This window comes from Streptomyces sp. NPDC059668, assembly GCF_042734135.1.
Lineage (GTDB): Bacteria > Actinomycetota > Actinomycetes > Streptomycetales > Streptomycetaceae > Streptomyces.
This window is the reverse complement of the sequence record NZ_JBHWEL010000039.1, coordinates 1-24954: the sequence shown is the minus strand read 5'-3', so window position 1 is coordinate 24954 and position 24954 is coordinate 1. Positions and strand designations below refer to the sequence as shown.

Annotated in this window: 19 protein-coding genes; 4 read left to right on the top strand and 15 right to left on the bottom strand. The window is 72.3% G+C overall.

The window, feature by feature from the left end; all coding sequences use genetic code 11:
* Positions 1-297: 297 nt before the first annotated feature.
* Both ACFV2J_RS25405 and ACFV2J_RS25400 read right to left on the bottom strand, forming a co-directional pair.
* Positions 298-1122, bottom strand: coding sequence for an ABC transporter ATP-binding protein (locus ACFV2J_RS25405; RefSeq protein ID WP_385440741.1), 825 nt, complete (start codon positions 1120-1122; stop codon positions 298-300).
* Entirely contained in the window at positions 1115-2029 is a 915-nt protein-coding gene (locus ACFV2J_RS25400; RefSeq protein WP_385440738.1) for an ABC transporter permease, read from the bottom strand. The genes ACFV2J_RS25405 and ACFV2J_RS25400 overlap by 8 nt, the downstream gene beginning before the upstream one ends.
* A 173-nt stretch (positions 2030-2202) precedes the next feature.
* Here ACFV2J_RS25400 and ACFV2J_RS25395 point away from each other — a divergent pair, with 173 nt between their 5' ends.
* On the top strand, positions 2203-2859 hold the full coding sequence (locus tag ACFV2J_RS25395) for a TetR/AcrR family transcriptional regulator (protein WP_385081683.1): 657 nt from the start codon (positions 2203-2205) through the stop codon (positions 2857-2859).
* Positions 2860-2975: 116 nt separating this feature from the next.
* On the opposite strand, the gene ACFV2J_RS25390 is transcribed toward ACFV2J_RS25395, so the two are convergent.
* Positions 2976-3911: an ADP-ribosylglycohydrolase family protein gene (locus ACFV2J_RS25390; RefSeq protein ID WP_385081684.1), complete on the bottom strand. Its 936-nt coding sequence runs from the start codon at positions 3909-3911 to the stop codon at positions 2976-2978.
* 22 nt (positions 3912-3933) lie between these two features.
* On the bottom strand, positions 3934-4560 hold the full coding sequence (locus tag ACFV2J_RS25385) for a TetR/AcrR family transcriptional regulator (protein WP_385081686.1): 627 nt from the start codon (positions 4558-4560) through the stop codon (positions 3934-3936).
* A 100-nt stretch (positions 4561-4660) separates the two neighbouring features.
* Between ACFV2J_RS25385 and ACFV2J_RS25380 the strand changes: the two genes are divergently transcribed.
* Positions 4661-5614, top strand: coding sequence for an oxidoreductase (locus ACFV2J_RS25380; RefSeq protein WP_385081687.1), 954 nt, complete (start codon positions 4661-4663; stop codon positions 5612-5614).
* A gap of 34 nt (positions 5615-5648) precedes the next feature.
* On the opposite strand, the gene galE is transcribed toward ACFV2J_RS25380, so the two are convergent.
* The 3 genes from galE to ACFV2J_RS25365 all read right to left on the bottom strand — a co-directional run bounded on the left by galE (position 5649) and on the right by ACFV2J_RS25365 (position 9713).
* A complete protein-coding gene (gene galE / locus ACFV2J_RS25375) occupies positions 5649-6638 on the bottom strand; it encodes a UDP-glucose 4-epimerase GalE (protein ID WP_385081688.1) in 990 nt (329 codons plus the stop codon).
* A 156-nt stretch (positions 6639-6794) separates the two neighbouring features.
* The gene (locus ACFV2J_RS25370) at positions 6795-8390 is read right to left on the bottom strand and encodes a glycosyltransferase (RefSeq protein WP_385081689.1); all 1596 of its coding nucleotides are present in this window, start codon (positions 8388-8390) and stop codon (positions 6795-6797) included.
* Positions 8391-8444: 54 nt separating this feature from the next.
* Entirely contained in the window at positions 8445-9713 is a 1269-nt protein-coding gene (locus tag ACFV2J_RS25365) for a glycosyltransferase 87 family protein (protein ID WP_385081691.1), read from the bottom strand.
* A gap of 108 nt (positions 9714-9821) precedes the next feature.
* On the opposite strand from ACFV2J_RS25365, the gene ACFV2J_RS25360 reads away from it, so the two are divergent.
* Entirely contained in the window at positions 9822-11393 is a 1572-nt protein-coding gene (locus tag ACFV2J_RS25360; RefSeq protein WP_385081693.1) for a glycosyltransferase family 39 protein, read from the top strand.
* Positions 11394-11414: 21 nt separating this feature from the next.
* Here ACFV2J_RS25360 and ACFV2J_RS25355 read toward each other — a convergent pair whose 3' ends face one another.
* On the bottom strand, positions 11415-11921 hold the full coding sequence (locus ACFV2J_RS25355) for a MarR family winged helix-turn-helix transcriptional regulator (protein ID WP_385081694.1): 507 nt from the start codon (positions 11919-11921) through the stop codon (positions 11415-11417).
* 124 nt (positions 11922-12045) lie between these two features.
* Here ACFV2J_RS25355 and ACFV2J_RS25350 point away from each other — a divergent pair, with 124 nt between their 5' ends.
* Entirely contained in the window at positions 12046-12459 is a 414-nt protein-coding gene (locus tag ACFV2J_RS25350) for an organic hydroperoxide resistance protein (RefSeq protein ID WP_385081695.1), read from the top strand.
* A gap of 119 nt (positions 12460-12578) precedes the next feature.
* On the opposite strand, the gene ACFV2J_RS25345 is transcribed toward ACFV2J_RS25350, so the two are convergent.
* The 7 genes from ACFV2J_RS25345 to ACFV2J_RS25315 all read right to left on the bottom strand — a co-directional run bounded on the left by ACFV2J_RS25345 (position 12579) and on the right by ACFV2J_RS25315 (position 24542).
* Positions 12579-13904 (bottom strand): hypothetical protein, encoded by a 1326-nt coding sequence (locus tag ACFV2J_RS25345; RefSeq protein ID WP_385440730.1) that lies wholly within the window; start codon positions 13902-13904, stop codon positions 12579-12581.
* Positions 13901-16126, bottom strand: a complete 2226-nt coding sequence (locus ACFV2J_RS25340; RefSeq protein WP_385089520.1) for a CDP-glycerol glycerophosphotransferase family protein — start codon at positions 16124-16126, stop codon at positions 13901-13903. Before ACFV2J_RS25340 ends, ACFV2J_RS25345 begins: the two co-directional genes overlap by 4 nt.
* Position 16127: 1 nt before the next feature.
* Positions 16128-18317, bottom strand: a complete 2190-nt coding sequence (locus tag ACFV2J_RS25335) for a CDP-glycerol glycerophosphotransferase family protein (RefSeq protein ID WP_385089517.1) — start codon at positions 18315-18317, stop codon at positions 16128-16130.
* 141 nt (positions 18318-18458) lie between these two features.
* A complete protein-coding gene (locus ACFV2J_RS25330) occupies positions 18459-20726 on the bottom strand; it encodes a CDP-glycerol glycerophosphotransferase family protein (protein ID WP_385089515.1) in 2268 nt (755 codons plus the stop codon).
* Positions 20727-20876: 150 nt separating this feature from the next.
* On the bottom strand, positions 20877-21788 hold the full coding sequence (locus ACFV2J_RS25325; RefSeq protein ID WP_385089512.1) for a carbohydrate ABC transporter permease: 912 nt from the start codon (positions 21786-21788) through the stop codon (positions 20877-20879).
* The gene (locus ACFV2J_RS25320; protein ID WP_385440724.1) at positions 21785-23128 is read right to left on the bottom strand and encodes a carbohydrate ABC transporter permease; all 1344 of its coding nucleotides are present in this window, start codon (positions 23126-23128) and stop codon (positions 21785-21787) included. Before ACFV2J_RS25320 ends, ACFV2J_RS25325 begins: the two co-directional genes overlap by 4 nt.
* A gap of 7 nt (positions 23129-23135) precedes the next feature.
* A complete protein-coding gene (locus tag ACFV2J_RS25315) occupies positions 23136-24542 on the bottom strand; it encodes an ABC transporter substrate-binding protein (protein ID WP_385089506.1) in 1407 nt (468 codons plus the stop codon).
* Between the last annotated feature and the right edge of the window lie 412 nt (positions 24543-24954).

Here is a 24954-nt window from a genome sequence, read left to right as displayed (position 1 = left end):
TTGCCGTCACATCTCCCGTTCTACACTGCCGACCCAATACTGCCCATTTCGGACACGCCGCCCGAAGGTCCGCGCAGCGCGCGGGTACCGGGCGTCGCGCAATATCGCCCCACTTGCCGCGATTCAGCACCGGTACAGCTTACGTTGTACAACGCTGCACGGTCCGTCGGGGTGTCCTGCACATCACAACAACACACCGATTGGCGTCAAGATTCCTAAGGACAGCAGGAGTTGGCTTTTCCTTCGCAGACGCAGGGCCCCGCCGAACCGTTCCGGCGGGGCCCTGGGCGGGACGGGTCATTTGCCCGTGAACTTCTCGTACTCCTTGAGGACCTCTTCGGTCGCCCCGTCCATGCGCAGCTCGCCGCGCTCCAGCCAGAGCACGCGGTCGCAGGTGTCGCGGATCGACTTGTTGTTGTGGCTGACCAGGAAGACGGTGCCCGCGCTCTTGCGCAGCTCGCGGATCCGCTGCTCGGAGCGCTTCTGGAAGGAACGGTCGCCGGTGGCCAGGGCCTCGTCGATCATCAGCACGTCGTGGTCCTTGGCCGCCGCGATCGAGAAGCGCAGCCGCGCCGCCATGCCGGAGGAGTAGGTCCGCATCGGCAGCGTGATGAAGTCGCCCTTCTCGTTGATGCCCGAGAAGTCGACGATCTCCTGGTAGCGCTCCTTGATCTGCTCACGGGACATGCCCATCGCGAGGCCGCCGAGGTACACGTTCCGCTCGCCCGTCAGGTCGCTCATCAGGGCCGCGTTCACGCCGAGCAGGGACGGCTGGCCGTCGGTGTAGATCCTGCCGTTCTCCACCGGGAGGAGGCCGGCGACGGCCTTCAGCAGGGTCGACTTGCCCGAGCCGTTGGTGCCGATCAGACCGATGGCCTCACCGCGGTAGGCGGTGAAGGAGACGTTCTTGACGGCGTGCACCTTGCGCACGCCCGAGGCCTTCTCGGACTGCTTGCGGCGCATGATGCGGTTGAGCGCCGCGGTGGCGGAACCGCGTCCGGCGCCGGTGCCGTTGACCCGGTAGACGATGTCGACCCCGTCGGCGACGACGGTGGGGACGAGAGCGTCCGCGGGGCCGGCGTCGCGGGGGAGGCCGGATTCCTTGGTCAGGGTGTCAGCCACGTCCGTACGTCTCCTCGGCCTTCCAGAAGTAGATGAACCCGCCGGCCCCGGCGACCACGGCCCAGCCGATCGCCACCGCCCACACATGCGGCGGCAGTTGGTGGGCCTTGAAGCTGTCGATCAGGGAGTAGCGCATCAGGTCGATGTAGACGGCGGCCGGGTTGCTCTCCAGCGCGAGCATCACCCAGCGCGGCAGATCGTCCTTGCTGAGCACCTTGTCGATGCTCCACATGACGCCGGAGACGTACATCCAGGTACGCAGCACGAACGGCATGAGCTGCGCGATGTCCGGGGTCTTGGCGCCCATCCGCGCCATCACCATCGCGACGCCCGCGTTGAAGGTGAACTGCAGCACCAGGACGGGCACGGCGAGCAGCCAGGACGCGCTCACCGGAACGCCGAAGCAGAGCAGGATGACGACCAGCGCGGCCATCGAGAACAGCAGCTGCTGGAGCTGCTGGAGCGCGAAGGAGACCGGCAGCGCGGCCCGCGGGAAGTGCAGGGCGCGCACCAGGCCGAGGTTCCCGGAGATGGCCCGGGTGCCCGCCATGATCGAGCTCTGGGTGAAGGTCCAGATGAAGACGCCGGTGACCAGGAACGGGATGTAGTCCGGCACACCGTGCTTGGTGCCGAGCAGCACACCGAAGATGAAGTAGTAGACCGCCGCGTTCAGGAGCGGGGTCATCACCTGCCACACCTGGCCGAGCTTCGCCTGGCTGTACTGGGCGGTGAGCTTGGCGGTGGCGAAGGCGGTGATGAAGTGGCGCCGCGCCCACAGCTGCTGGACGTACTCGCGCAGCGTCGGACGCGCGCCGCTGACGCTGAGGCCGTACCGGGCGGCGAGTGCCGCGGGATCGTCGGCCGGGGGGACCGGCGTCGGGGGCGGTGTGTGGAGGACCTGGCTCACATCCGCTGCTTTCGCTCAGGGGGTGGGATGCGCGGTCCCGTCCTTGACGTTTCCGCCACTGGGCCTTTGCCAGTACCTTACGTCGGGACGGGACCGTATCGTCGCAACGGGAGCGTAGAGCTTCGGAGCGTCGGAACGCAACCGTTTCGTCGCTACGGCCTATGCTGGACGGTATGACGACGAACGCCGACACCACGAGTGCCGCCGCGGGTGCGGAGAGTGCTGCCGGGAAGGCCCCGCGTCGTAGGGCTCCCGCAGGTGCGGCCGTGCTGCGGGAGGACGTGACCGAGGCGATCCGCGCCGCCGTCTTCGAGGAGCTCGCGGCCGTCGGTTTCGCCCGGATGTCCATCGAGGGCATCGCGCGTCGCGCGGGCGTCGGCAAGACCGCGGTGTACCGGCGCTGGCGTTCGAAGCTGCACCTCGTCCTCGATCTGGTCTCCGCCATAGCGGTGCAGGGACTGCCGGCCCCCGACACGGGTTCCCTGGAGGGCGACCTGCGTCTGCTCTACGAGGTCACCTCGCGGGCGCTGCGGCACCCCGTCGCCGGCCAGATCATCCCGGACCTCCAGGCCGAGGCGGCCCGCAACCCCGACATCGCGGAGGCCCTGCAGAAGGCGCTGCGGGAGGGCCAGCAGGGGGTGGCGAGCGGGATCGTGGCGGCGGCGGCCGCGCGGGGCGAGGTGGACGAGGGGATCGACCTGGAACTCGCCCTCGACCTGATGTCGGGGCCGCTGTACTGGCGCGCGGTCGTGGTCCGTGGCCCCAAGCTGCCGAAGGGGTACCTGGCGAGCCTGGCCCGGTCGACGGCGGCGGCGCTGCGGGCGTTGTAGCGAGGCCCGGCAACGGCGAGGCCCGGCAACGGCGCGGCACGGATCGGCACGGATCGGTGCGGCCCGGATCGGTGCGGCCCGGTGGGGTCGCCGACGTGCGGGGTCCCCGGGCGGGGTCACTCCGACAGCCGCCGGGCGAGTCCGCGCAGGTCCGTCGCCCGCAGCACCCGCCCGCCGGACCCCGGCAGCGGCACGTGCAGCGGCTCGGTCCACCGTCCGGGGATGCCGTCCGCCCCGTACACGGCCCCCGCGAGGCCGCCCGTGACCGCGGCGACGGTGTCCGTGTCGCCGCCGAGGTCGACCGCGGCGCGTACGGCACCCTCGTAGGAGTCCGTGTTCCGCAGCGCCCAGACGGCGGAGCCGAGACAGGGCCACACGGCGCCGTTGAACTCGGTCGCCCGGTCGGGGTGCCAGTCGTCGGCGAGAACGGTGGCGTATCGGGCCCGGTGGTCCGGGTGCACGGCCCGCAGGGCCGGGGACACGGCGGCGAGCGGATCGCCGCCGTCCAGTGCGACCCGGACCAGCTCGTGGAAGATCGCGGTGCCTTCCCAGGCCGCGCGGTCGCCGTGGGTGAGGGCGGCGATGCGCCGGGCCGCCTCCATCGTGGTGTCCCGCCCCCGCCGCGCGAAGTACACGGCGGAGGTGGCCGCCCGCATCAACGCCCCGTTGCCCGCCGCCCGTTGGCTGACCTGGAAGTGCAGCGCGGCGGCGAGATCCCAGGGGTCCCCGCTGCCCAGCACGGCCTCGGTCTGCAGACCGATGTCCTTGGGCTCCGCGGCCGCCCACCGCTGGAACCTGCCGAAGACGTCGGGGAGTTCGAGACCGCCCCGGTCCAGCAGCGACTCCCCGACCAGCACCGCCATCTGGGTGTCGTCGGTCGCCTCGCCCGGCTCCCAACCTCCGCCGCCGCACATCTCCCCGCCGTGCCCGGGTTCCGGGAAGCGCGCCGAGAACGCGCCCTCGGGGCTGAACTCGAAGGGCGCGCCGAGCGCGTCGCCCACGGCGGAGCCGAGGACGCTGCCGAGGGCTCGGAGTTCACGGGGTCCGGTCATCGGGGCAGCGTACGGGCCGCCCCTACGGGGTGGGCCGGTGTGGTGCCGGGTGGTCGGGGGCGCAGCCCCGGAGGGTGTGGGCGATGACGTCGTCCAGGTTGGCGTCGAGGGTGCCCGCGGGCAGGGTGCTGCTGACGGCGAGGCTGGCGAAGCCGTGGAGGGTGCTGAACATGGGGATGGCGATCGCCTCCAGCGGGGCGTCGCGGACCTCGCCCGTGCGGCGGCCCTCCGCGATGAGTTCGGTGGCGAGCACGGACATGCCCTGGGAGGCCTGGACGAGGGCCTCCGACGCCGCGGGGTCGTGCTTGATGGAGAACATGAGGTCGAGGAGCTCGGCGTTGGCGGTGGCGAAGCCGACGTAGCTGCGGGCCAGGGCGCCGAGTCTCTCGGCGAAGGAGTCGCCCGCCGTCTCCTGGGACGCGGCCAGGGTCGCGCTCAGGCGCTCGAAGCCGGTCAGGGCGAGCGCGTCGAGCAGGGCCTGCTTGTCCTTGAAGTGGCGGCTGGGCGCGGCATGGCTGACCCCCAGGTCGCGGGCGAGCTCGCGCAGGGAGAGCGCGGCGGGTCCCTTCTCCCTGAGGGTCTCCTCGGCGCGGGCCAGCAGCGCGGCGCGCAGGTCTCCGTGGTGGTAGGGGCGGGGGCGGGTCTGCATGGGCCGCAGTCTATCCGGTATGTGACCGGCGACTACATTGTTGGCATCGCCATCATTGTTGTCGTTGACATCATTGTTGTCGACGCCTACATTTGCCGCCATGGCTACCAAGGACTCGGCTGTCGAACAGAGCAGGAAGAAGTGGGGCGCGGGCGACATCGGTGACCAGAGCGGCCGCACCGCCGTCGTCACCGGCGCCAACAGCGGGCTCGGCATCGCCACCGTCGACGCCCTCGCGCGGGCCGGCGCCCATGTCGTCCTCGCCGTGCGGGACCCGCGACGCGGCGAGGAAGCCGCACGCACCGTCCACGGCAGTGTCGAGGTGCGCCGGCTGGACCTGGCGGACCTCGCCTCCGTCCGTGAGTTCGCCGCGTCGTGGCGGGGCGACCTCGACCTGCTGATCAACAACGCGGGCGTCATGAACATCCCCGAGGCCAGCACCAAGGACGGCTTCGAGATGCAGTTCGGGACGAACCACCTGGGGCACTTCGCCCTGACCAACCTGCTGCTGCCGCATGTCACCGACCGCGTGGTCACCGTGTCCTCGGGAGCCCACCGGATTCCCGGCAGCACGCACATCCACTTCGACAACCTGAACCTGACGGGCGAGTACACACCCATCACCGCCTACGGTCAGTCCAAGCTGGCGAACCTGCTGTTCACCCTGGAACTTCAGAGCCGGCTCGCGGCCGCGGGATCGTCCGTACGCGCGCTGGCCGCGCACCCCGGGTGGGCCGCCACCGGTCTCCAGGGCCACGACGCCAGCGTGGTGCGCCGCGCCCTGATGGCGGTGGGCAACCGGTTCATCGCCCAGGACAACAAGGCCGGCGCGCTGCCCACGCTGTACGCGGCCACGCAGGACCTGCCCGGCGCCGGCTACGTCGGACCGGACGGCTTCGGTGAGATGCGTGGCGGACCGACCCTCGTCGGCCGGTCGGCCGCGGCCAGCGACCCGGTCTCCGCCGTCCGGCTGTGGCGGGCCTCCGAGGACCTGACCGGCGTCACCTTCCCCCGGCTGGGCGAGGCCGCGCAGGCGGTGACGGCAGGGGGCTGACGCCGGACCGGCCCGTTCCGCCGGGCGGCCGGGCTCAGGCGCGCGCCGCCTCCGGGTGCAGCCGCAGCCACCCCGCCCAGGCCGAAGTGATCATGTCCTGGACGTCGTGGCGCGCCTTCCAGCCCAGTTCCCCGCGGATGCGGTCGGCCGAGGCGACGACCCGGGCCGGGTCCCCCGGACGGCGCGGCGCGGTCACCGGCGGGCGGTCGTGGCCGGTGGCCGCGTTGATCAGGTCGATCATCTCGCGGACCGAGACACCCTCGCCGCGCCCGATGTTGAGGGTCAGCTCCCGGCCGGGCGAGGCGTCCAGCGCGCGGGCCGCCGCCACATGCGCCTCCGCGAGGTCGACCACGTGGATGTAGTCACGCACGCACGTCCCGTCGGGCGTCGGGTAGTCGTCCCCGAAGACGCGCGGCGGCGCGTCCTGCGTGAGCTTCTCGAAGACCATGGGGACGAGGTTGAAGACCCCGACATCGGCGAGTTCGGGAGCGGCCGCGCCCGCCACGTTGAAGTAGCGCAGGCAGGCCGTGGACAGACCCGTCGCGCGGCCCGTCGCACGGACCATCCACTCGCCCGCCAGCTTCGTCTCGCCGTACGGGCTCATCGGCGCGCACGGGGTCTCCTCCGTCACCAGCTCCCCGGCGTCGGCGGACGGCATCCCGTACACCGCGGCCGAGGACGAGAACACGAAGGAGCGGACGGAGGCCGCCGTCACGGCCTCCAGCAGGACCCGCAGCCCCTCGACGTTCTCCCGGTAGTAGTGCAGCGGCAGGTCCACGGACTCGCCGACCTGCTTCTTCGCCGCCAGATGGACCACGCCGGTGACGGCGTGCCCCGTGAGCGTCCGGGCCAGCAGCTCCCCTTCCAGGGTGGAGCCGACCACCAGCGGCACGTCCTCGGGCAGCCGTTCCGCGATGCCCGTGGACAGGTCGTCGTAGACCACCGCCGCTTCGCCCGCATCCCGCATCGCGCGCACGACGTGCGCCCCGATGTAACCGGCGCCGCCGGTGATCAGCCAGGTCATGGACGGTCGTCCTCTCGTCGGTGGACCGGTGCTGGAGCCGGTGCCGGTGCCTCTGTCGCCTCGGGTCCCGTGGTGCCGCCGGAAGCCACCGCGGGGGTGCCGGTGTCGCCGGTCGCGGATCGGGGGATGTCCGCGGACCGGTGACACGGTCGCCCCTCAGTGAAGCAGGCGGCCGAGGCGACGGCGTACCACTTCGGTCATTCCTCGCCAACCGGGCGCCAGTCGCAGCGCCAGCGCCCCCGCGTGGGTGCGGTACGGCTGCACCAGCAGTACGCCGTGCCGGGCGTCCGGGACCGCGCGGCGGCGCAGCAGCCCCGGGCCGCCGACCGCGTGGGCGCTGACGTCGCGGTGCGTGCCGTCGCGGAAGTGGAGCCGCAGCCGCAGGTCCCAGGTGCCGTGGCCCAGCGCCGACAGGTCCACCGGCGTCTCGGCCGACCAGCCGCCCCGGTCCGGGTCCGGCGCGAGGGCGACCCTCGGGCCCGGGCTCGTCCGGCCCTCCTCCCGGTGCGAGAACGTGACGTCCGCCGTGGCCGGGCCGGCCTGCGCGATCCGCCCGTACAGATCGTGCAGGCGCAGGCGCAGCAGCGCCGCCCGCGCGCGTGGCCGCAGTTCGGCGTCGACGGCGGCCGGCAGCACGTGCGCCGGCCGCAGCAGGAGGTGGTCCAGCGTCACCTGGGGGAGGTCGTGCGACCAGACGGGGGTGCCGTCGGAGGCGCGCGCGTACGGCGGGCGCAGCCGTGCGGGGCGGGCGGCGAGTTCCTTGAGCCGGGGGAGGTCGCGGGGACCGGGGGCGGCGAGGACGACCCGGGCGATCAGGCGGCCGGGGGCGGTCGGGTCGACGGTGAGGTCGGCCGCGTCGAACGACGCCAGATGGGCGCGTGTGAGGTCCCACCACGCGCGCCGGTACGCGGGGGTGCGCAGCTCCAGCTCGCGGGCGTACATGCGCAGTTCGTGGTCGAGGAACCTGGCGCGGGCGGCGCGCGCGAGGCGCTTCTCGCCGGCGCCGAGGAGGATCGCGTGGGCGGTCCGGCCGGCCGCCGTCCTGGCCCGCCAGTTGTCGATGTCGGCGCGGTCGAGTGAGATCGACAGCCGTTCGGCGGCGCGCCGTACGTGCCAGACGTACACGGTGTCGGGGATCAGCGCGACGCGCGGCCCGGCGGCCAGCACCCGCGCGGTGAACACGAAGTCCTCGTAGGGGTGGCGGCCCTCGGGGAAGCGGACGCGGTGCTCACGCAGGAAGTCGGTCCGGTACAGCTTGTTGACGCAGAGCGTGTCGTGGACCAGGCGCGGCCGCCGGGACGGGTGGGGGAACACGGCCGGTTCGGCGTAGAGCGCGCGCTGCCACGGGGTCTCGCGGCCGGAGGGCAGCTCGCGGCGCACGCACAGACCCGCCGTGACCTCGGCGCGCCGCTCCAGCGCCGCGCCGAGCAGCGCGTCGACCGCGCCCGGCGGCAGCACGTCGTCGCTGTCCAGGAACATCAGGTACGGGGCGGTCGTCGCGTCGATGCCGTCGTTGCGGGGGCTGCCGCAGCCGCCGCTGTTCGCCGGGCGGCGGACGACCCGCAGGCGCGGCTCCCCGGCGGCGAGCCGGCCGAGCAGGCCGGCGCTCCCGTCGGTCGACCCGTCGTCGACCGCGAGCACCTCCCGGACGGCCGGTCCCTGTGCGAGTGCCGAGCGCACCGCGTCCGTCACGTGGGCGGCGTCGTTGTACCCGATGACGACGACACAGACCTGCGCGTGCTGAGGCTTCATGGGTTCACTGACCGAAATCGTAGGTGGTGTCGGAAATATTCCGTCGAGAGGTGTTCAGTGTCCGGTCGGGGAGACGGCGGGGGCCCGTCGCGGGTCCCGGGCGGGCGCGGCGGCCTCGGCCCGTTTTCTCGCGGGGAGGCCGGAACGCCACAGCCGGGTGAGGGACAGCGCGGCGGCCGTCGCCAGCAGACCGTTGCGTACGAGCATCAGCAGGCAGCCCGTCCAGGTGCTCCGGGTGACCTCCTCGTACAGGCCCGGATAGACCACGGAGCTGACCGCGGTCGCCGCCACGATCAGCGCGGCCACCGGGCGCTGGGTGGTGTGACGCGAGGTCAGGCAGACGGCGGACAGGCCGAGCAGCCACACCATGTACTGGGGGCTGATCACCCGGCTGGTCACCGTGAACAGCAGCACGGCGGTGAGCGCCGCGTCGTTGGGGGTGGCGAGCGTCCAGCGCCGCGCACGCACCCGCCACACCAGCAGGAGCCCGAGGCAGACGAGCGTGAGCGCGAGCGAGGCCGCGGCGACGGTGGGGACGTACGGGCCCACGAACTCCATCGCGCCGTACTGGTAGCGCACGCTGCCCCGCCAGCCCGCGTGGCGCGCGAAACCGAGGACCGTGCCGCCGAGCGACTCGATCTGCACGCCCCGGCCGCCCTGCTGGCGCAGGAAGTCGAAGGGGTCGCTGAAGGCCGCCGTCAGGACGGCGAGCAGGACGGCCGCCGCGACGGCCGCCGACGTCCAGGCCTCCCGGGTGGTACGGCCGCGCGGGGTGCCCAGCAGGGCCAGTGCGGGCCAGACCTTCACCAGGGCGCCGCACGCGGCGAACGCCCCGCACGCGCGCGGGGAGCGCGGCAGGGCCAGCAGGGAGGTCACCGCGAACGCCGTGACCTGGACGTCGTAACGGGCGAGCGGCACGTGGAGCAGCAGCGGCAGGCCCAGCGTCCACAGCGTCGCGCCCCGCAGACTGCGGCCCGCCCGGGAGCCCGCGCGCACGAGTGCCACCGCGATCACGGCGTCCGCGAGGAGCGTGAGGGTGACGAAGGCCTGCGGGTACGTCAGGCCCGGCAGCAGCGCGGGCGAGAGCAGGACCGCGCCCGCGCCCGGCGGGTACTGCCACAGCCGGTCGCCCACCGGACAGGCGCCGTGCGACAGGACGCCGTACCAGCGGAAGTACAGATGGCTGACCTCGCGGGAGACCCCGCCGCCGCCCAGTACGGCGAGGTGGTCGTGCGCGAGCAGCCACAGCATCAGGGCGCGGGTGACGACCCAGGCCGCGGCGAGGGGGAGCAGGCGGTGTCGGGGGCTCAGGTAAACGCTCATCAATGCCGGATCGTAAGCTTCCCCAATGCCTCAAGGGCGGCGATACGCCGCCAAGACCCTTTAAAGGTTAGCTAATAGTACTAAATCGGTCTCATGGTGAGGGTGTTGATGAAGCGGTCCGGAGCCGGCCGTCCGGTGGTCGTCGCGGAGGTCGTGGCGGTCCTGCTGCCCGTGCTCGTCATGCTCGCGCTCGGGCTCTGGGGGCTCGACCGCGGCGGCATGTGGCGCGACGAGGCCGCCACCTTCCAGGTCGCGCGGCGCTCGGTCCCGCAGATCTGGCATCTGCTGCACCACGTGGACGCGGTGCACGGCCTCTACTACCTCTTCATGCACGCCGTCCTCGCCTCCGACCCCGGCGAGGTCGCGCTCCGGCTCCCCTCGGTCTGCGGCGCCGCGGCCGCCGCGGGCCTCGTCGCCGCCCTCGGCGTCCGGCTGTGCCGCCCGCGGGTCGGCCTGTGGGCGGGACTGCTGTACGCCGTCACCCCCATGGCCGGGCACTTCGCCCAGGAGGGCCGGTCGTACGCGCTGGTCGCGGCGGGCGCGGCGGCGGCGACGCTGCTCCTGGTCAAGGGGGTGCGGTCGGCGGGGACGAGGGTCTGGTGGGCGTACGGCGCGACGGTCGCGTTGACCTGTCTGCTGCACGAGTTCGCGGTGCTCCTGCTGCTCGCGCACGCCACGACCCTGGCCGCGGCCCGGCTGCCGCGCCGGGTCTGGCGCAGGTGGGGGCGCGCGGCCGCCGGGGCGGTGCTGGCGCTGTCGCCGCTGGTCCTGGTCTCGCACGGGCAGTCCGGGCAGGTCGCGTGGCTGACGGCGCCGGACTGGGAGAGCGTGGACCGGCTGCTGCGGGCGTTCGCCGGGCCGACCCAGCCGGTCTTCGTGCCCTACCTGTTCCTCGTCGCCCTGGGGGTGCTGATGCCGGTGCCGCGCGGGGAGGTGACCCTCGCGGCGGTCGCCGCGCCGCTGATGGTGCTTCCGCCGGCCGTGCTGATCACGGTCTCCCGCTTCTGGCCGCTGTACGACGAGCGGTACGTCTTCTACGCCCTGGCGGGGGCGCCGCTGCTGGCCGCCGCCGGGACGGACCGGCTGGCGCGGGCGGTGGCGCGGCCGTGGGCGCGGTGGACGGGAGCGAGGTCGCCGTGGACGGCGCGGACGAGGATGCGGCTGCCGGTGGCCGCCCTCGCCGGGGTCCTCGCGGTCGCGCTCGCGCTCTCCGCCCAGTTCCCCCTGCTGTGCCAGGACCGCGCCCCCGACCGGCGCCCCGACAACCTCGCCGCCGTCTCCGACGCCGTCGGGCGCGAACTGCGTCCCGGCGACCCGGTGTTGTTCCTGCCCTCGCTCGCCCGGCGGTCCGCGCTGGCCTATCCGGCGGGCTTCCGCGGGGCCCGTGACATCGCGCTCCGGGCTTCCGCGACGGCCTCCGGGACGCTGTACGGCGAGGAGGAGGGCCCCGCCGAACTGCGCCGCCGGCTCGCCGGACTCGACCATGTGTGGGTGGTCGCCGCGCCGTTCGCGGCGCGGTCGGGCTGGTGCCCGCACACCCCGACCGAGCGGGTCAAAGTCACCGTGATCGGTGAGGACTTCACCCTGCGCGAGCAACTCGCGCGCCGGGGGATCACCCTGCGTCTGTATGTACGCAATCCGGCGGCGGACGACCCGGGCGCCCCCCTCGGCCCGGTGTAGGCCTACCGGTCCGGTGTAGGCCTACCGGCCCGGAGCGCGGTCCGGCGCCTCTTCCCGGGCCGCGTCGTCCAGCGCGGCCGTCAGCCGGTCCAGACGGGACTGCAGTTCGACGATCTCGCCGAGCTCGAAGCCCGTCGCGGCGGCGATCCGGCGCGGTACCTGCAGGGCACGCTCGCGCAGGGCGGTGCCCTCTTCGGTGGGATGGACGTGCACGGAGCGCTCGTCGAGGGCGCTGCGCTCACGCCGTACCAGGCCGGCCGCCTCCAGCCGCTTGAGGAGCGGCGACAGGGTCCCGGAGTCGAGCCGCAGGTGTTCGCCGACCTTCTTCACGGGCAGCTCGCCGTGCTCCCACAGCACCAGCATCACGAGGTACTGCGGGTAGGTCAGCCCGAGGTCCTTGAGGATCACCCGGTAGACGCCGCCGAAGGCGCGCGACGCCGCGTTCAGGGAGAAGCAGATCTGCTGGTCGAGACGGAGGTAGTCCCCGTCGGACGGGGCCTCGGGGCGCGGGGTCGGCGTGGCGGTCATACCCACAGGATAGCTCTCGCCCATCATTAAGTTGTGTGCAATTGAATTGCGTGCTCTAATTGACCCAGCGAAGCGGCCGGACGGGCCGCTCCGACAGGACATTCACCTGAGAGGGATGGTCTCCATGGACGCGCTCTACACCGCTGTCGCCACCGCCACCCACGGCCGTGACGGTCGTGCCGTCAGCTCCGACGGCAAGCTCGACCTTCAGCTGGCCGTGCCGGTGGAGATGGGCGGCAACGGGCAGGGCACCAACCCCGAGCAGCTGTTCGCCGCCGGTTACGCCGCCTGTTTCGCCAGCGCCCTCGGCCTTGTCGGCCGCGCGGCGAAGGTCGACGTCAGCGAGGCCTCGGTGACCGGCGAGGTCGGCATCGGCAAGCAGGGCGAGGGCTTCGGCCTCGCCGTCACGCTGCGCGTCGAGCTCCCCGACTCCGTGGACCAGGCCACCGGCCGCAAGCTGGTCGAGCAGGCCCACCAGGTCTGCCCCTACTCCAACGCCACCCGCGGCAACATCCCGGTCGAGCTCGTCGTCGAGTAGTACCGCGCCGTGCCACGCCGCCCCGTGCCCCGTCTCCGCGAGGGGCACGGGGCGGCGGGCGTGCCCGGCCGTCACCGCCCCGCGGTGACCCGACCCGCCCGGGTGTCCGCCCCGCACCCTCACCGGGTGACCTCGGTGTCCGCGCGCAGGGGTCCCGGCACCGTGTCCAGGCCCCGCGGCCGCGGCCGTACGGACCGTTCCAGCAGCAGCGGGATCCCCACCACCGGCAGCACCCACACCAGTACGATCAGCCGGTCCCCGTAGATGGTGATGTCGGGATGCCCGGCCTGGTTGAGGACGCCGGTGAGCGCGCCCGCGAGCAGCAGGACGGCGAAGGCCGGACGCTGCCGCCCCACCCCCCAGGCCCCGGCCGCCAGGGCCGCGAGGACGAACGGCTCCCACAGCTCGCGGCGCAGCCACTCCACCCAGAAGTCGGCTTCGAGATGCAGGAACTCCGGCCACGGGCGGATGCGGTCGGGTACGGCGAAGTGTCCCGTGAGCAGATCCTGGAGGCTCTCCGACTCGGACGGGTAGCGCAGCGCCCGCGCCGCGAGGACCGTGACCACGACCGCCCCGGCCGCCGTCGAGCCGATCGCCCTGAGCGGTGGCGTGAGCCCGTGCCACGGCCGGCGCAGCCCCCCGCGCCGCACGCCGGTCACCGCGCACGCGCCCGCCAGGCACAGCCCGAGGAACAAGGCCTGTGAGTGCTTCACCGTGAAGAGCGCCGCCAGCGAGCCCCCGACCAGCAGGCTCCCGGCGCGCGCACGGCCCTCCAGCGCCAGCGCGCAGCCCCACAGCGCGGCCAGCGTCAGGTCCAGCAGCAGGCCCTCGGTCATCGGGCGCATGGCGGTCGTACCGCACGGCAGGACGTAGAAGAGCGCCTGCCCGGTCAGGGCCGCGACGACGGGGGCGCGCAGGGTGCGCAGCACGAGGAAGGCGAGCACGCCGCCGGCGACGGTGACGAGGACGCTCGACACCCACACGCCCCACTTCACCCCGAGGACGGTGACGAACGGGGCCAGCAGCGCCGGATACCCGGGCCGCGCCTCGAAGATCCGCATGAAGCGCGCCGACATGAACGGCACGGTGTGCCCCGAGGTCTGCCCGGCCCGCAGCCGCTTCGACACCGCCTCCCACTGCTCGCGCCGGCACTCCTCGAGGACCCGCCGGGTGGGGCTCGGCGCGTGGAAGCGCAGCACGTCGACGCTCTGGTCACGGCGTGCGAGGGAGGCCCTGCCGGCACAGACGTAGTCGATGGTGAGCGAGGCCGCCTCGTGCTTGCCCGCGCCGCCCAGACTCAGCGCGTACGAGAGGTAGTTCTTGCTGTCGGGGGTGTCCCGGCCGGTGACGTTCGCGAGCTGAAGGACGGCGAAGACGGCGGCCAGGACGATCACCCAGAACCGCGCGGGCCGGGTCCCCGGAAGGACGTCCACCGGGACGCTCACGACGAGGTGAGGACGTCGTGCCCCGCCTGCGCGGGCACCTGGACGACGGGCACCGCACCCTCGACGTGCTCACCGAGCATCAGCGTCCGCACCACCCGCTCGGCGGCCCGGCCGTCGTCGAACGCGCAGAACCGCGCCCGGAAACCGGCGCGCAGCCGCGTCGACTCCGCGTCCTGCCACGCCCCGGACTCGAACAGCTGCGTGAGCTCCCGGTACGAGCGGGCCACATGGCCCGGCGCGTCGGCCGTGATGTCGAAGTACGCGCCCCGGCTCGCCGCGTACGCGCCCCAGTCGTCGGCGTGCACCACGATCGGCCGGTCCAGGTTGGCGTAGTCGAACAGAAGGGCCGAGTAGTCCGTGACCAGTACGTCGGAGGCGAGCATCAGCTCCTCGACGTGCGGCTCGTCCGTCGCGTCGACCACGACCCCGCGCCGGTGCAGCTCGGACAGCCCCGCCCCGCGCGCCGGACCGTCCGCCAGCGAGGGGTGCAGACGTACGACGAGGGTGTGGCCCTCGCCGAGGTCGTCGGCGAACCGGGCGAGATCGACACGGTCGAGGTGGCCGCCCCTGACGTAGTCGCGGCGCGTCGGCGCGTACAGCACCACCCGGTGGCCGGCCGGGATGCCGAGACGCGCCCGGACCGGCAGCCCGTCCTCGGGCCGCGCCCGTACGAGGGCGTCGTTGCGGGGGCTCCCGGTGCGCAGCGAGGTGAAGTGACAGGGGTAGGCGCGGTCCCAGACCAGCTCGGAGTGGCGGTTGGCGACCAGGCTGTAGTCCCAGCGGTCCGCGCGGCGCAGCATCTGCGGCACGTCGAAGCCGTACCGGGCACCGGGCTTGCCCAGCAGGTCCGCGCCCATGTACTTCAGCGGCGTGCCCTGGTGGGTCTGGATGTGGACGCTGCCCTCGCGCTTGACCAGGGAGCCCGGCCAGTTGACGTTGTTGACGAAGTACGTCGCCCGCGCGGTCACCCGGCGGAAGGCGAGCGAGTCCGGGGTGACGTGCTCGACACCGGGCGGCAGCAGCGCCGCCTGGTCCGCGCGCACCACCCACACCCCCCTGATGTGCGGGGCGAGTTCACGGGCCGCGCGGTAGACGGCACCCGGGTCGCCGAGCACCCCGCGGTGCGAGAACGCCGAGTACACCGCGAGGCCGGGGTCCAGCGGCCGGAGTCCGTACGCCGCGGACCAGCCGCGCTTGACCCGGGTGACCGCGGCCGAACGCGCCTGCTGCCCGCGCCGCACCAGCACCCCGCCGGCCCGGGCAGCCTCCCGCCGGGCCCGGTAGCGGGCGTAACCACCCGTCAGGACGCGCAGTTCGGGCGGGACGGGACCGCTGCCGTGCCTGCGGAAGAGCGCGGCCGTGCGCGAGAAGAACTCCGCCTTGTCGGAGGGCGGCAGCCGGTCCGGCTTGGCGAGGATGTCGAGACAGTGCTCGCCCATCTTGCGGTGCAGATACGGGCGCCAGCGCGCCAGCTCCGGGCGGGAGTCCACGAACGCGAAGACCCGCTCGTACTGGTCGTGGATGTCGAAGTGCTTGCGGCTGGTGGTGGACAGGATGTTGCCCTGACGCCGTTGCCGGTAGTTCAGACAGATCCGGTCGAGCGTGGCGATCCGCTCGGCGCTGAGCATGACCGGGAAGGTCCAGGGCGTGTCCTCGTAGTAACCGGGCGGGAAGGTGAAGCCCTCCCGCTCGACGAACTCGCGGCGGTAGACCTTGTTCCACACCACCATCAGCAGTTCGAGGATCTCCGGGTGCTCGGCGGCGCGGAAGGTGCCGTCGCCCGCCTCGGACAGCAGATGCGCGAGGGCGTTGCGGCGGGTCCCGCCCCACCAGTAGGTGCGCGCGTAGTCGAACACGAGCACATCGGGACCGGGGGTGCCGTCCGGGCCGGCGGTCTCGTCCAGACGGTCGGCGACGGCACGCAGCGCGCCCGGCGTGAGCGTGTCGTCGCTGTCCAGGAAGAAGAGGAACTCCCCGCTCGCGTACGGCATTCCGGCGTTCCGGGCACGGCCGAGCCCCACGTTCCGCGGCAGGTGCAGCACCCGCACGCGCGGGTCGCGGGCCGCGTACTCGTCGAGGATCGCGCCGCAGCCGTCCGGCGAGCAGTCGTCGACGGCGATCACCTCGAGATCGGCGTACGACTGCTCCAGGACCGAGTCGAGGCACTCGCGCAGAAAGCCCTGCACCTTGAAGACGGGGACGATGATGCTGAAGCGGGGCACGTCAGCTCCTTACGAGGGTGGACGCGGCGGGGGCCGGAAGGCGCTCGGCGAGCGGGATCACCGGGGGGATCGCCTCGGGCGGCTGGCCCAGCAGCACTCTGCGGACGACCCGTTCGGCGGCCTGCCCGTCGTCGAACGCACAGAACCGCTCCCGGAACCCGGCCCGCAGGGCCCGCGAGGAACCGTCCGCGTAGGAGCCGTCGCGGAACACCCGCGCGAGCTCCCCGGGGGTACGGGCCACCGGCCCCGGCGGCGCCTGGAGCAGGTCGAAGTAGACGCCCCGCGTCTCCTGGTACACCTCCCAGTCGTCCGCGTACACGACGATCGGACGGTCGAGGTTGGCGTAGTCGAACATGATCGACGAGTAGTCCGTGATCAGCGCGTCGGCGGCCAGGCAGACGTCCTCCGAGGAGCGGTGCCCGGTCACGTCGATGATCCGGCCGCTGCCCGCACGACCACCCCCGTCGTAGAAGTAGTGGGCGCGCAGCAGCACGACGAAGGAGTCGCCGATCTCCTCGCAGAACGCCTCCAGATCCAGCCGGGACTCGAAACCCGTGCTGTAGTCCCGGTGCGTCGGCGCGTACAGGAGAGCGGTCCTGCCCTCGGGCACGCCCAGCTCCCGGCGCACCCGGGCCACGTCCTCGGCGGTCGCCGTGCAGTAGACGTCGTTGCGCGGATAGCCGTACTCCAGGGCCTCGTACGTGCCCGGGAACGCCCGCTCCCACATCTCGGTGGAGTGCCGGTTGGAGGAGAGGTTGTAGTCCCAGCGGTCCACCCGCGTCAGCAGCTTGGCGAAGCTGCCGGTCGCCGCGGCCACCACCGGGTACGTCGACTGGTCGACGCCCATCTTCTTCAGCGGGGTGCCGTGCTGGGTCTGCAGGTGCACACTGCCGGGGCGCTTGACGACACCGTCCGCGAAATTGGCGTTGTTGACCAGGTACTTGGCGCGGGCCAGCACCTCCCAGGAGCGGGCGCTGCCGATCACCGCGTGCTCCACGCCCGCGGGCAGCCCGTCCACCGCGTCCGCCTCGACCAGGAACACCCCCCTGATGTGCGGGGCGAGTTCACGGGCCTTGGCGTGGATCGCGGCCGGGTTGCAGGCGTAGCCGCGCCCCCAGTAGGCGCAGTACACCGCGAGGTTCTCGTCCAGCGGGCGGCGCAGCTGCGCCGCGTACCGCGTACGGGTGCGCAGCAGCCGGGGACGCGGCACCTTCCCCCAGACCTTCGGAAGCCGCCGGTTGACACCGCGCAGCGCACGGAACGCGCTGTACGCACCGGCCGCCAGCAGCCGGTGCTGCACCCCGATCCGGCCCGCCGGGGGCCGGAAACCGGCCGGGCGGTGCAGACGGTAGAGCCTGCCCGCGCGGCGGAAGAAGGCCCGGCGCCGGCTCAGGGGAAGCCGTCGGGGATGGGCCGCCGACTTCAGCACCGCCGTGAAGAGGTCGCCGAACAGCGCCCTAGACCGCTCCTCGGACAGCCCCTGTGCGGCGGCCCGCCCGAGCACGAGGTCGACCTGGTCGAGCAGGTGGAACTGGTGCTCGCCCGGTTCGTTCAGCCGGCTGCCCTGCCGGCGCAGCAGATGGCGTACGAGGACCGAGCGCAGCACCGCCACCCGCTCGGCCGCGACGTTCACCAGACCGCCCCAGCCCAGGTCCGTGAAGTGGCCCTGGGGAAAGGAGAGCCGACGCTCGCGCAGGAAGCCCCGCCGGTAGGCCGCGCTCCAGGCCGGCAGCAGCACACCGGTCAGCCGCGGAGCCCGGCCGGGCGCGAAGACCCCCTCGGGTGTCGTCGGGAGAGGGGGCGTGCTGGTCTCGACGTCCCACCAGTGGACCCGCTCGTGCGCGAAGTACAGGACGTCGGGCTCCTCGCGCAGCCCGTCGTCCAGGACCCCCAGCGCGCCCGGCACCAGGACGTCGTCACCGTCCAGGAAGAGCAGATACGTGCCGGCCGCCGCCCCGATCCCGGTGTTGCGCGCCGCGCTCAGCCCGTCCGACGGCGGGGAGTGCACCGGGACGACCCGGGAGTCCCGCGCGGCGTACCCGGCGGCCACCTCGCCCGCCGGGGAGTCCGGCCCGTCGCAGACCGTGATCAGCTCGAAGTCGCCGAAGGACTGGCCGAGGACCGAGTCCAGTGCGAGGGCCAGCCGTCCGGCGACTCCGTGGGTGGGGACGATGATGCTGAAGCGGGGCATTCTGCTCTTTCTCTCACAGGGCGCTGAGGTCTCGGGTGTGCCGGGGCAGGGGTGTCATCGACCCGGCCGGCCGGCCGGACGCCAGGTGGCGGGCCGGGACGGCGTGGGCCGGGAGGGGCTGGAGGGCATGCCTGCTCCGGTTCAGAGGGTCTCGGTGGCGGGGACGGGGGAACCCGGCGCGGGCACCGCGGTGAGAGGCGGCACCGGGTGGTCCTGAACGGCCGACGGGACCGGGTGACGCTCGGCGAGCGGGACGGGCCGCGGCAGGCCGCCGCTCTCGCCCAGCACGACGTGGCGCACCACCCGCTCGGCGGCGAACCCGTCCTCGTACGGGCAGAAACGCTCGCGGAACGCGGCCCGCAGGTGTGCCGACCGGGAGCCGCTCCAGTGTCCGCCCGCGAAGACGTCGACCAGTTCGTCCTCGGTCCGCACGACCTCGCCCGGCGGGAGGGTGCGCACGTCGAAGTAGGTGCCGCGGGAGGCCTCGTACGCCTCCCAGTCCTCCGCGTGGATCACGATCGGCCGGTCGAGGGCCGCGTAGTCGAACATCAAGGACGAGTAGTCGGTGACCAGCGCGTCCGAGGCGAGACAGAGGGACTCGACGCTCGGGTGGTCGGAGACGTCGATGAGCCGGCCCCCGGTCACGGTGGTGAGGGGACCCGTGAACGCGTGGTGGGCGCGGGCCAGCACGACGAAGCGCGGGCCGAGCCGGCGCAGGACACGCTCCAGGTCGAGGGTGAGGCGCTGGGCGCGCCGGTAGTCGCGGTACGTCGGCGCGTAGAGGACCGCGACCGCGCCCGCGGGGACGCCCAGGGACTCGCGCAGCCGCGCCACGTCCGCCGAAGTCGCCCGCTGGAACACGTCGTTGCGCGGCAGGCCGTACTCCAGCGTGGTGAAGGCGGCCGGGAAGACCCGCTCCCAGACCAGGGTGGAGTGGCGGTTGCCGGACAGGCAGTAGTCCCACTTGTCGGCGCTGCGCAGCAGCTCGGCGAAGTCAGTGCCGCGGGCGGCGGCCGGACGGTCCTGAAGATCGAGGCCCATCCGCTTGAGCGGGGTGCCGTGCTGGGTCTGGATCATGATCTGGCCGCGCCGCTTGACCAGCCTGCGGTCGAAGTTGACGTTGTTGACCAGGTACTTGGAGCGGGCCAGCGCCGTCCAGTACCCGGCCGAACCGGGCCGCAGCCGGCGCGTCGAGGGCGGGATCGTGTGGTGGTGCTCGGGGTGCGCGATCCACGCGGTGCGGATGTGCGGCGCGAGGTCGCGGAACGCGGACTCCAGGGCGCCGGGGTTGCAGCCGTGACCGCGCCCCCAGTAGCTGGAGAAGACGGCGCGGTCGGCGCGCAGCGGGAGCCGGAGCTGCACTCGGTAGTGGAACTGGAGCGCCGCGCCGCGGGCCCCGCGGAGCAGTTCCTTGGCGCGGCGCAGCGTCTTCTTGTGGACGCGCGAGGCCAGCGACAGCAGCCGGTACGTGCGGTGGTTGCCGAGCCGTACCAGGGCGTGCCGGACGCGGGTGCGCAGGCGGACCGGGGCGCCCGGCGCGCGGTGGCGGCGGTAGTGGGCGCGGGCCGCGCGCAGGAACTCGGCGCGGGTGCCGCGCGGCAGCCGGTCCCGCTTGGTGAACACCGTCGAGAGGTGGTCGACCATGCGGCGGAACAGGACCGGGCGCCAGTGCTCCAGTTCCGGGTGCGCGTCGAGGTGCGCGAACACCCGGTCGTACTGGGCGAAGATGTCGAAGTGCTTGCGGCTGCTGGTGCCGAGGATGTTGCCCTGGCGGCGCTGGCGGTAGTGCACACAGACCCGGTCGAGGGTGGCGATCGTCCCGGCGGAGGTCAGCACCGGATACGTCCACGGCGTGTCCTCGTAGTACCCGGGCGGGAAGGTGAAGCCCGCGCGCTCGACGAACTCCCGCCGGTACGCCTTGTTCCACACCACCATGAGGACCTTGAGCAGCCCCGGCCGGTCGTCGAGCCGGAAGGGCGCCGGGCCCTCCTCGGTGAGGTGCGCCGCGAACTGGTTGCGGACCGCCTCGCCCGACCAGTAGGTGCGCGCGTAGTCGTAGACCAGGACGTCCGGTTCGCCGGTCTCCTTCAGCCGGTCGGCGATGGCGTGCAGCGCGTCCGGCGTGAGGGTGTCGTCGCCGTCGAGGAAGACCAGGTAGTCGCCGGTGGCCTGTTCGAGTCCCGCGTTGCGGGCGTGCCCCAGGCCCACGTTCCGCGGCAGGTGCACGGGGCGGACGCGGGTGTCACGCTCGGCGAACTCGTCGATGATCGCGCCGCAGGCGTCGGGCGAGCAGTCGTCGACGGCGATCAGTTCGAGGTCGGGACAGGACTGCTCCAGCACGGATTCGAGGCATTCGTGCAGGTACGCCTGAACCTTGTACGCGGGGACGATGACACTGAACCTGGGCAACGGACATCCATGGGTCGGCGCGGGCATACTGCCCGGCAACGGCCGAAGGGGTGACTTGGTTACGCCAGATGTGGCATATGGGGGACCCCGGGTGAACGCCGAGGGGCGAACCGGTGTCCGGCCCGCCCCTCGATCCGCCCTGCCGTACCGCTACTTGACCGCGCCCGCCATCACGCCGGACACGAACTGCCGCTGGAACGCGAAGAACACGGCCAGCGGGATCACCATCGAGATGAAGGCGCCCGGCGCCAGTACGTCGATGTTGTTGCCGAACTGGCGTACCTGGGTCTGCAGGGCGACCGTGATCGGCTGGCTGCCCGAGTCGGAGAAGACCAGGGCGACCAGCATGTCGTTCCACACCCACAGGAACTGGAAGATGCCCAGCGAGGCGATCGCGGGACCGCCCAGCGGCATCACGACCCGTACGAACAGGCGCAGTTCGCCCGCGCCGTCCAGCCGGGCCGCCTCCAGCAGTTCTCGCGGGATCTCCGCGAAGAAGTTCCGCAGCAGGAACACCGCGAAGGGCAGGCCGAAGCCCACGTGGAAGAGGATCACACCGAAGATCGTTCCGAAGATGCCGATCTTCCCGAAGAGTTCGGCGATCGGGATCAGCGCCACCTGCACGGGGACGACCAGCAGGCCGACGGTGCCGAGGAACCACCAGTCGCGGCCGGGGAACTCCATCCAGGCGAACGCGTAGCCCGCGAGCGAGCCGATCACCACGACCAGAAGGGTCGCCGGAACCGTGATCAGCACCGTGTTCAGCAACGAGTTGGTGATGTCGCTGTTCTCCAGGAGCTTCTGGTAGCTGTCCACGGTGAGCTGCGAGGGCTCACTGAACACCTTCCACCAGCCGGACGCGCTCATGTCCTCCGGCCTGCGCAGCGAGGACAGCAGCAGCCCGATGGTCGGCACCAGCCAGAACAGGCCGACGAGCAGCAGGAAGACGCGTACGATCCCGCCGCTGACGCCGCTCGCGAGACGGGAGCCGAGCGAGGTCCTGGCCTTCTCCCGGGCGGTGACGGGCGTGGTCTTGGTGACCGTGCCGGCGTGTGTGGTCATCGCCGTACCTCCCGCCGGAGCCGTCGGATGTTGAACAGCATCACCGGGATCACGAGCAGCAGCAGGAACACCGCGATGGCGCTCGCTATGCCCGGCTGGTCCTCGGAGAAGCCCTTGCGGTACAGCTCGAGGGCCAGCACGTTGGCGTCGTCCTGGGACGAGCCCGGCGCGATGATGAAGACCAGGTCGAAGACCTTCAGGACGTTGATCATCAGGGTGACGGCGACGACCGCGAGCACCGGGGCGAGCAGCGGCACCGTGACCCTTCTGAAGACCTGCCACTCGTTCGCGCCGTCGACCCGGGCGGCCTCCAGCAGTTCCCGCGGCAGGCCCGCGAGTCCCGCCGCGATCAGCACCATCGCGAAACCGGCCCACATCCAGATGTACGAGCCGATGATCGCCGGGGTGACGAGGGACGGGCCGAGCCAGTCGAGGCCGTTGTACGGCTCCTTGAAGTTGCTCGCGGGGAGCCGGAGCAGGGCCCCGTCGGCCTGGGCCGGCAGCGTGAACGTGCCGTTGTCGCGCACCTTCGTGGAGGCGACCACCTTGCCGTCCTTGACGGCCTCGACCCTCATGCCTGCGTAGCCCAGCTCGCTCGGGTCGGCCTGCCCGAGCCTGCCGACGCCCTTGCCGCGGGTGAAGTCCTGCCAGGCCGTGCCGGTGACCTTGCCCGGCTCGACGGCTGCCTGTACGGCCTTCTTCGCGTTGCCGGGCATCTGGTCGGGGGCGACACCGACGAGCGGCAGGGCGACGGACTGCCCCGCCCGCACAGCCTGGCCGGTGACGAAGCCGCCCTTGTCCGGCCGGAGCGGTGACTGCCGTCCCGGGTGGGCCTTCGGGAACGCGGACGACTCCGCGAAGGTGTCGTGCACCCCGACCCAGACCGCGTTCGCCACCCCCTTGTCCGGGTCCTGGTCGTACACCAGCCGGAAGATGATCCCCGCGGCGAGCATCGAGATCGCCATCGGCATGAAGACGACCAGCTTGAACGCCGTGCCCCAGCGCACCCGTTCGGTGAGCACCGCGAAGACGAGACCGAGCGCGGTCGCGATCGTGGGCGCGAACACGACCCAGATGACGTTGTTCTTGAGCGCCGTGCGGATGCCGTCGTCCGTGAACAGCGCCTTGTAGTTGTCGAATCCGGCGAAACCGTCACCGGACTGATTGAGGAAACTGCGGACCAGCGAGTACCCGATCGGGTAGACCACGAGCGCGCCGAGCAGCACGAGGGAGGGCAGCAGGAACAGCACTGCCACGGCCCTGCGGGTACCGGTCACGCTCTTGCGCCGTGTCGCCGCGGGAGGGGTCGGGCCGACCCCTCCCGCCGTTGCCGACGTCATCTCGGGATCAGCCCTTGTACGCCGCGGCCGCGTCGGCCTCCAGTTTCGCCTGCGTCCCCGCCACGTTCTTGGGGTTCTTCAGGAAGTCCTGGAGCTCCTTCCACTCGCCCTTGCCGGGCGTACCGCCGAAGGACTGCGGGGCCTGGTCGGACATGTCGAAGCGGAAGTCGTCGCCGGCGGCGATCAGGGCCTTCGCCATCGACTGCTGCACGGCGTTCGGATACGCGGAGTTCGCCACGCTCTTGTTGGGCGAGAGGTAACCGCCGAGCTTGGCCTGGATGGTCGCCGCGTCGGGCGATGCGAGGAAGGTCAGCAGGGCCTGCCCCGCCTTGGAGTCCTTCAGCAGGACGGCCGCGTCGCCGCCGCTGACGACGGGCGCCTTGTCGCCCACCGCCGGGAACGGGAACACCTTCGCGTCCGTGCCGATCTTCGCCTTCGTCTCCGCGATGTTGACGCCCACGAAGTCGCCCTCGAAGACCATGGCCGCCTTGGGTTGGTCGCCGCCGGTGAACGTCTGGGTCACCGAGGCCGGGAACTCCGTCTGCAACGCGCCGTCCGGGCCGCCCGCGAGGTAGTTCTTGTTGCCCCACAGCTGGGCGAGCGTGGTCAGCGCGTCCTTCACGGACGGGTCCGTCCACTTGATCTTGTGCTGGGCGAGCTGGTCGTACTTCTCCGGGCCGGCCTGGGAGAGATAGATGTTCTCGAACCAGTCGGTGAGGGTCCAGCCGTCCGCGCCGCCCACGGAGACGGGGGTGACCCCGGAGTCGTAGACGGTCTGGGCGGTGGCGAGGAAGTCCTTCCAGGTGGTGGGCTCCTTCGCCCCCGCGTTCTCGAAGACCTTCGTGTTGTACCAGACCAGCGACTTGTTGGCCGCCTTGTAGTACACGCCGTACTGCTTGCCGTCGACCTTGCCGAGGTCCTGCCAGCCCTGCGAGTAGTTCTTGGCGAGCTGGGCCTGGGCCTCGGGACCGACCGGCTTGGCCCACTTCTTCTCGACGGCCTGCTTGATGGCGCCGACCTGGGGGAGCAGCGCGACGTCCGGCGGCGCGCCGCCCGCGATCTTCGAACCGAGGAAGTTGATGATCGGGTCCTGCGCCGGGACGAAGGTGACCTTCGCGCCGGTGCGCTTCTCGAACTCCGCCAGCACCTTCTTGAAGTTGGCCTGTTCGGGGCCCGTCCACACGGCGGCGACCTCCAGGCTCGCGCCGTCGAGCTTGGGCAGACTGACACTCCCGCCGCTGCCGGCCGTGTCGCCGGTGGCGGCGCCGCTCTTGCCGTCGTCACTCTTCTTGTCGTCGCTGCCGCCGCATGCGGTGAGGGCGAGTGCGCCGGCGATGACGGCGGCTGCGGCGGCCTGTGCGGCCCTGTGCGTCGAGTGCGTGTGCGACCTGTCTGTACGAAGCGATGTGCGCATTTCTGCCCCGTTCTTCGTTCCTCGTCGAACGTCCGGCGCTGTCCCGTGCGGTCTGGTCTACGCCCGGGGCCTTAAGGGCGGCAAGAGCGCCTGCGGTGTCAAGTGGAAGATCGTGATTGGGTCGTGACGTGGCCTGCCGGCCTGGTTGTGCCGTGGGGGCGGTTCCTGGGGGTTCGGGTGGGAGGGGGTCGCTGTCCCGTCCCGGCCCGTCCCTGGGGGCTCCGCCCCCAGACCCCCGTATCGGCCTTAAGGGCCTTGTCCTCAAGCGCCGGACGGGCTGGAGATGCGGGCCTGCGCTGGAGGCGTAAGGCCGAGGTGCGAGGCCGCGCTGAAAGGCTGACGCCCGGGCCAGGCATGTCAGCCCGTCCGGCGTTTGAGGACGAGCCCTTCGGGCGAAGCGGGGGTCCAGGGG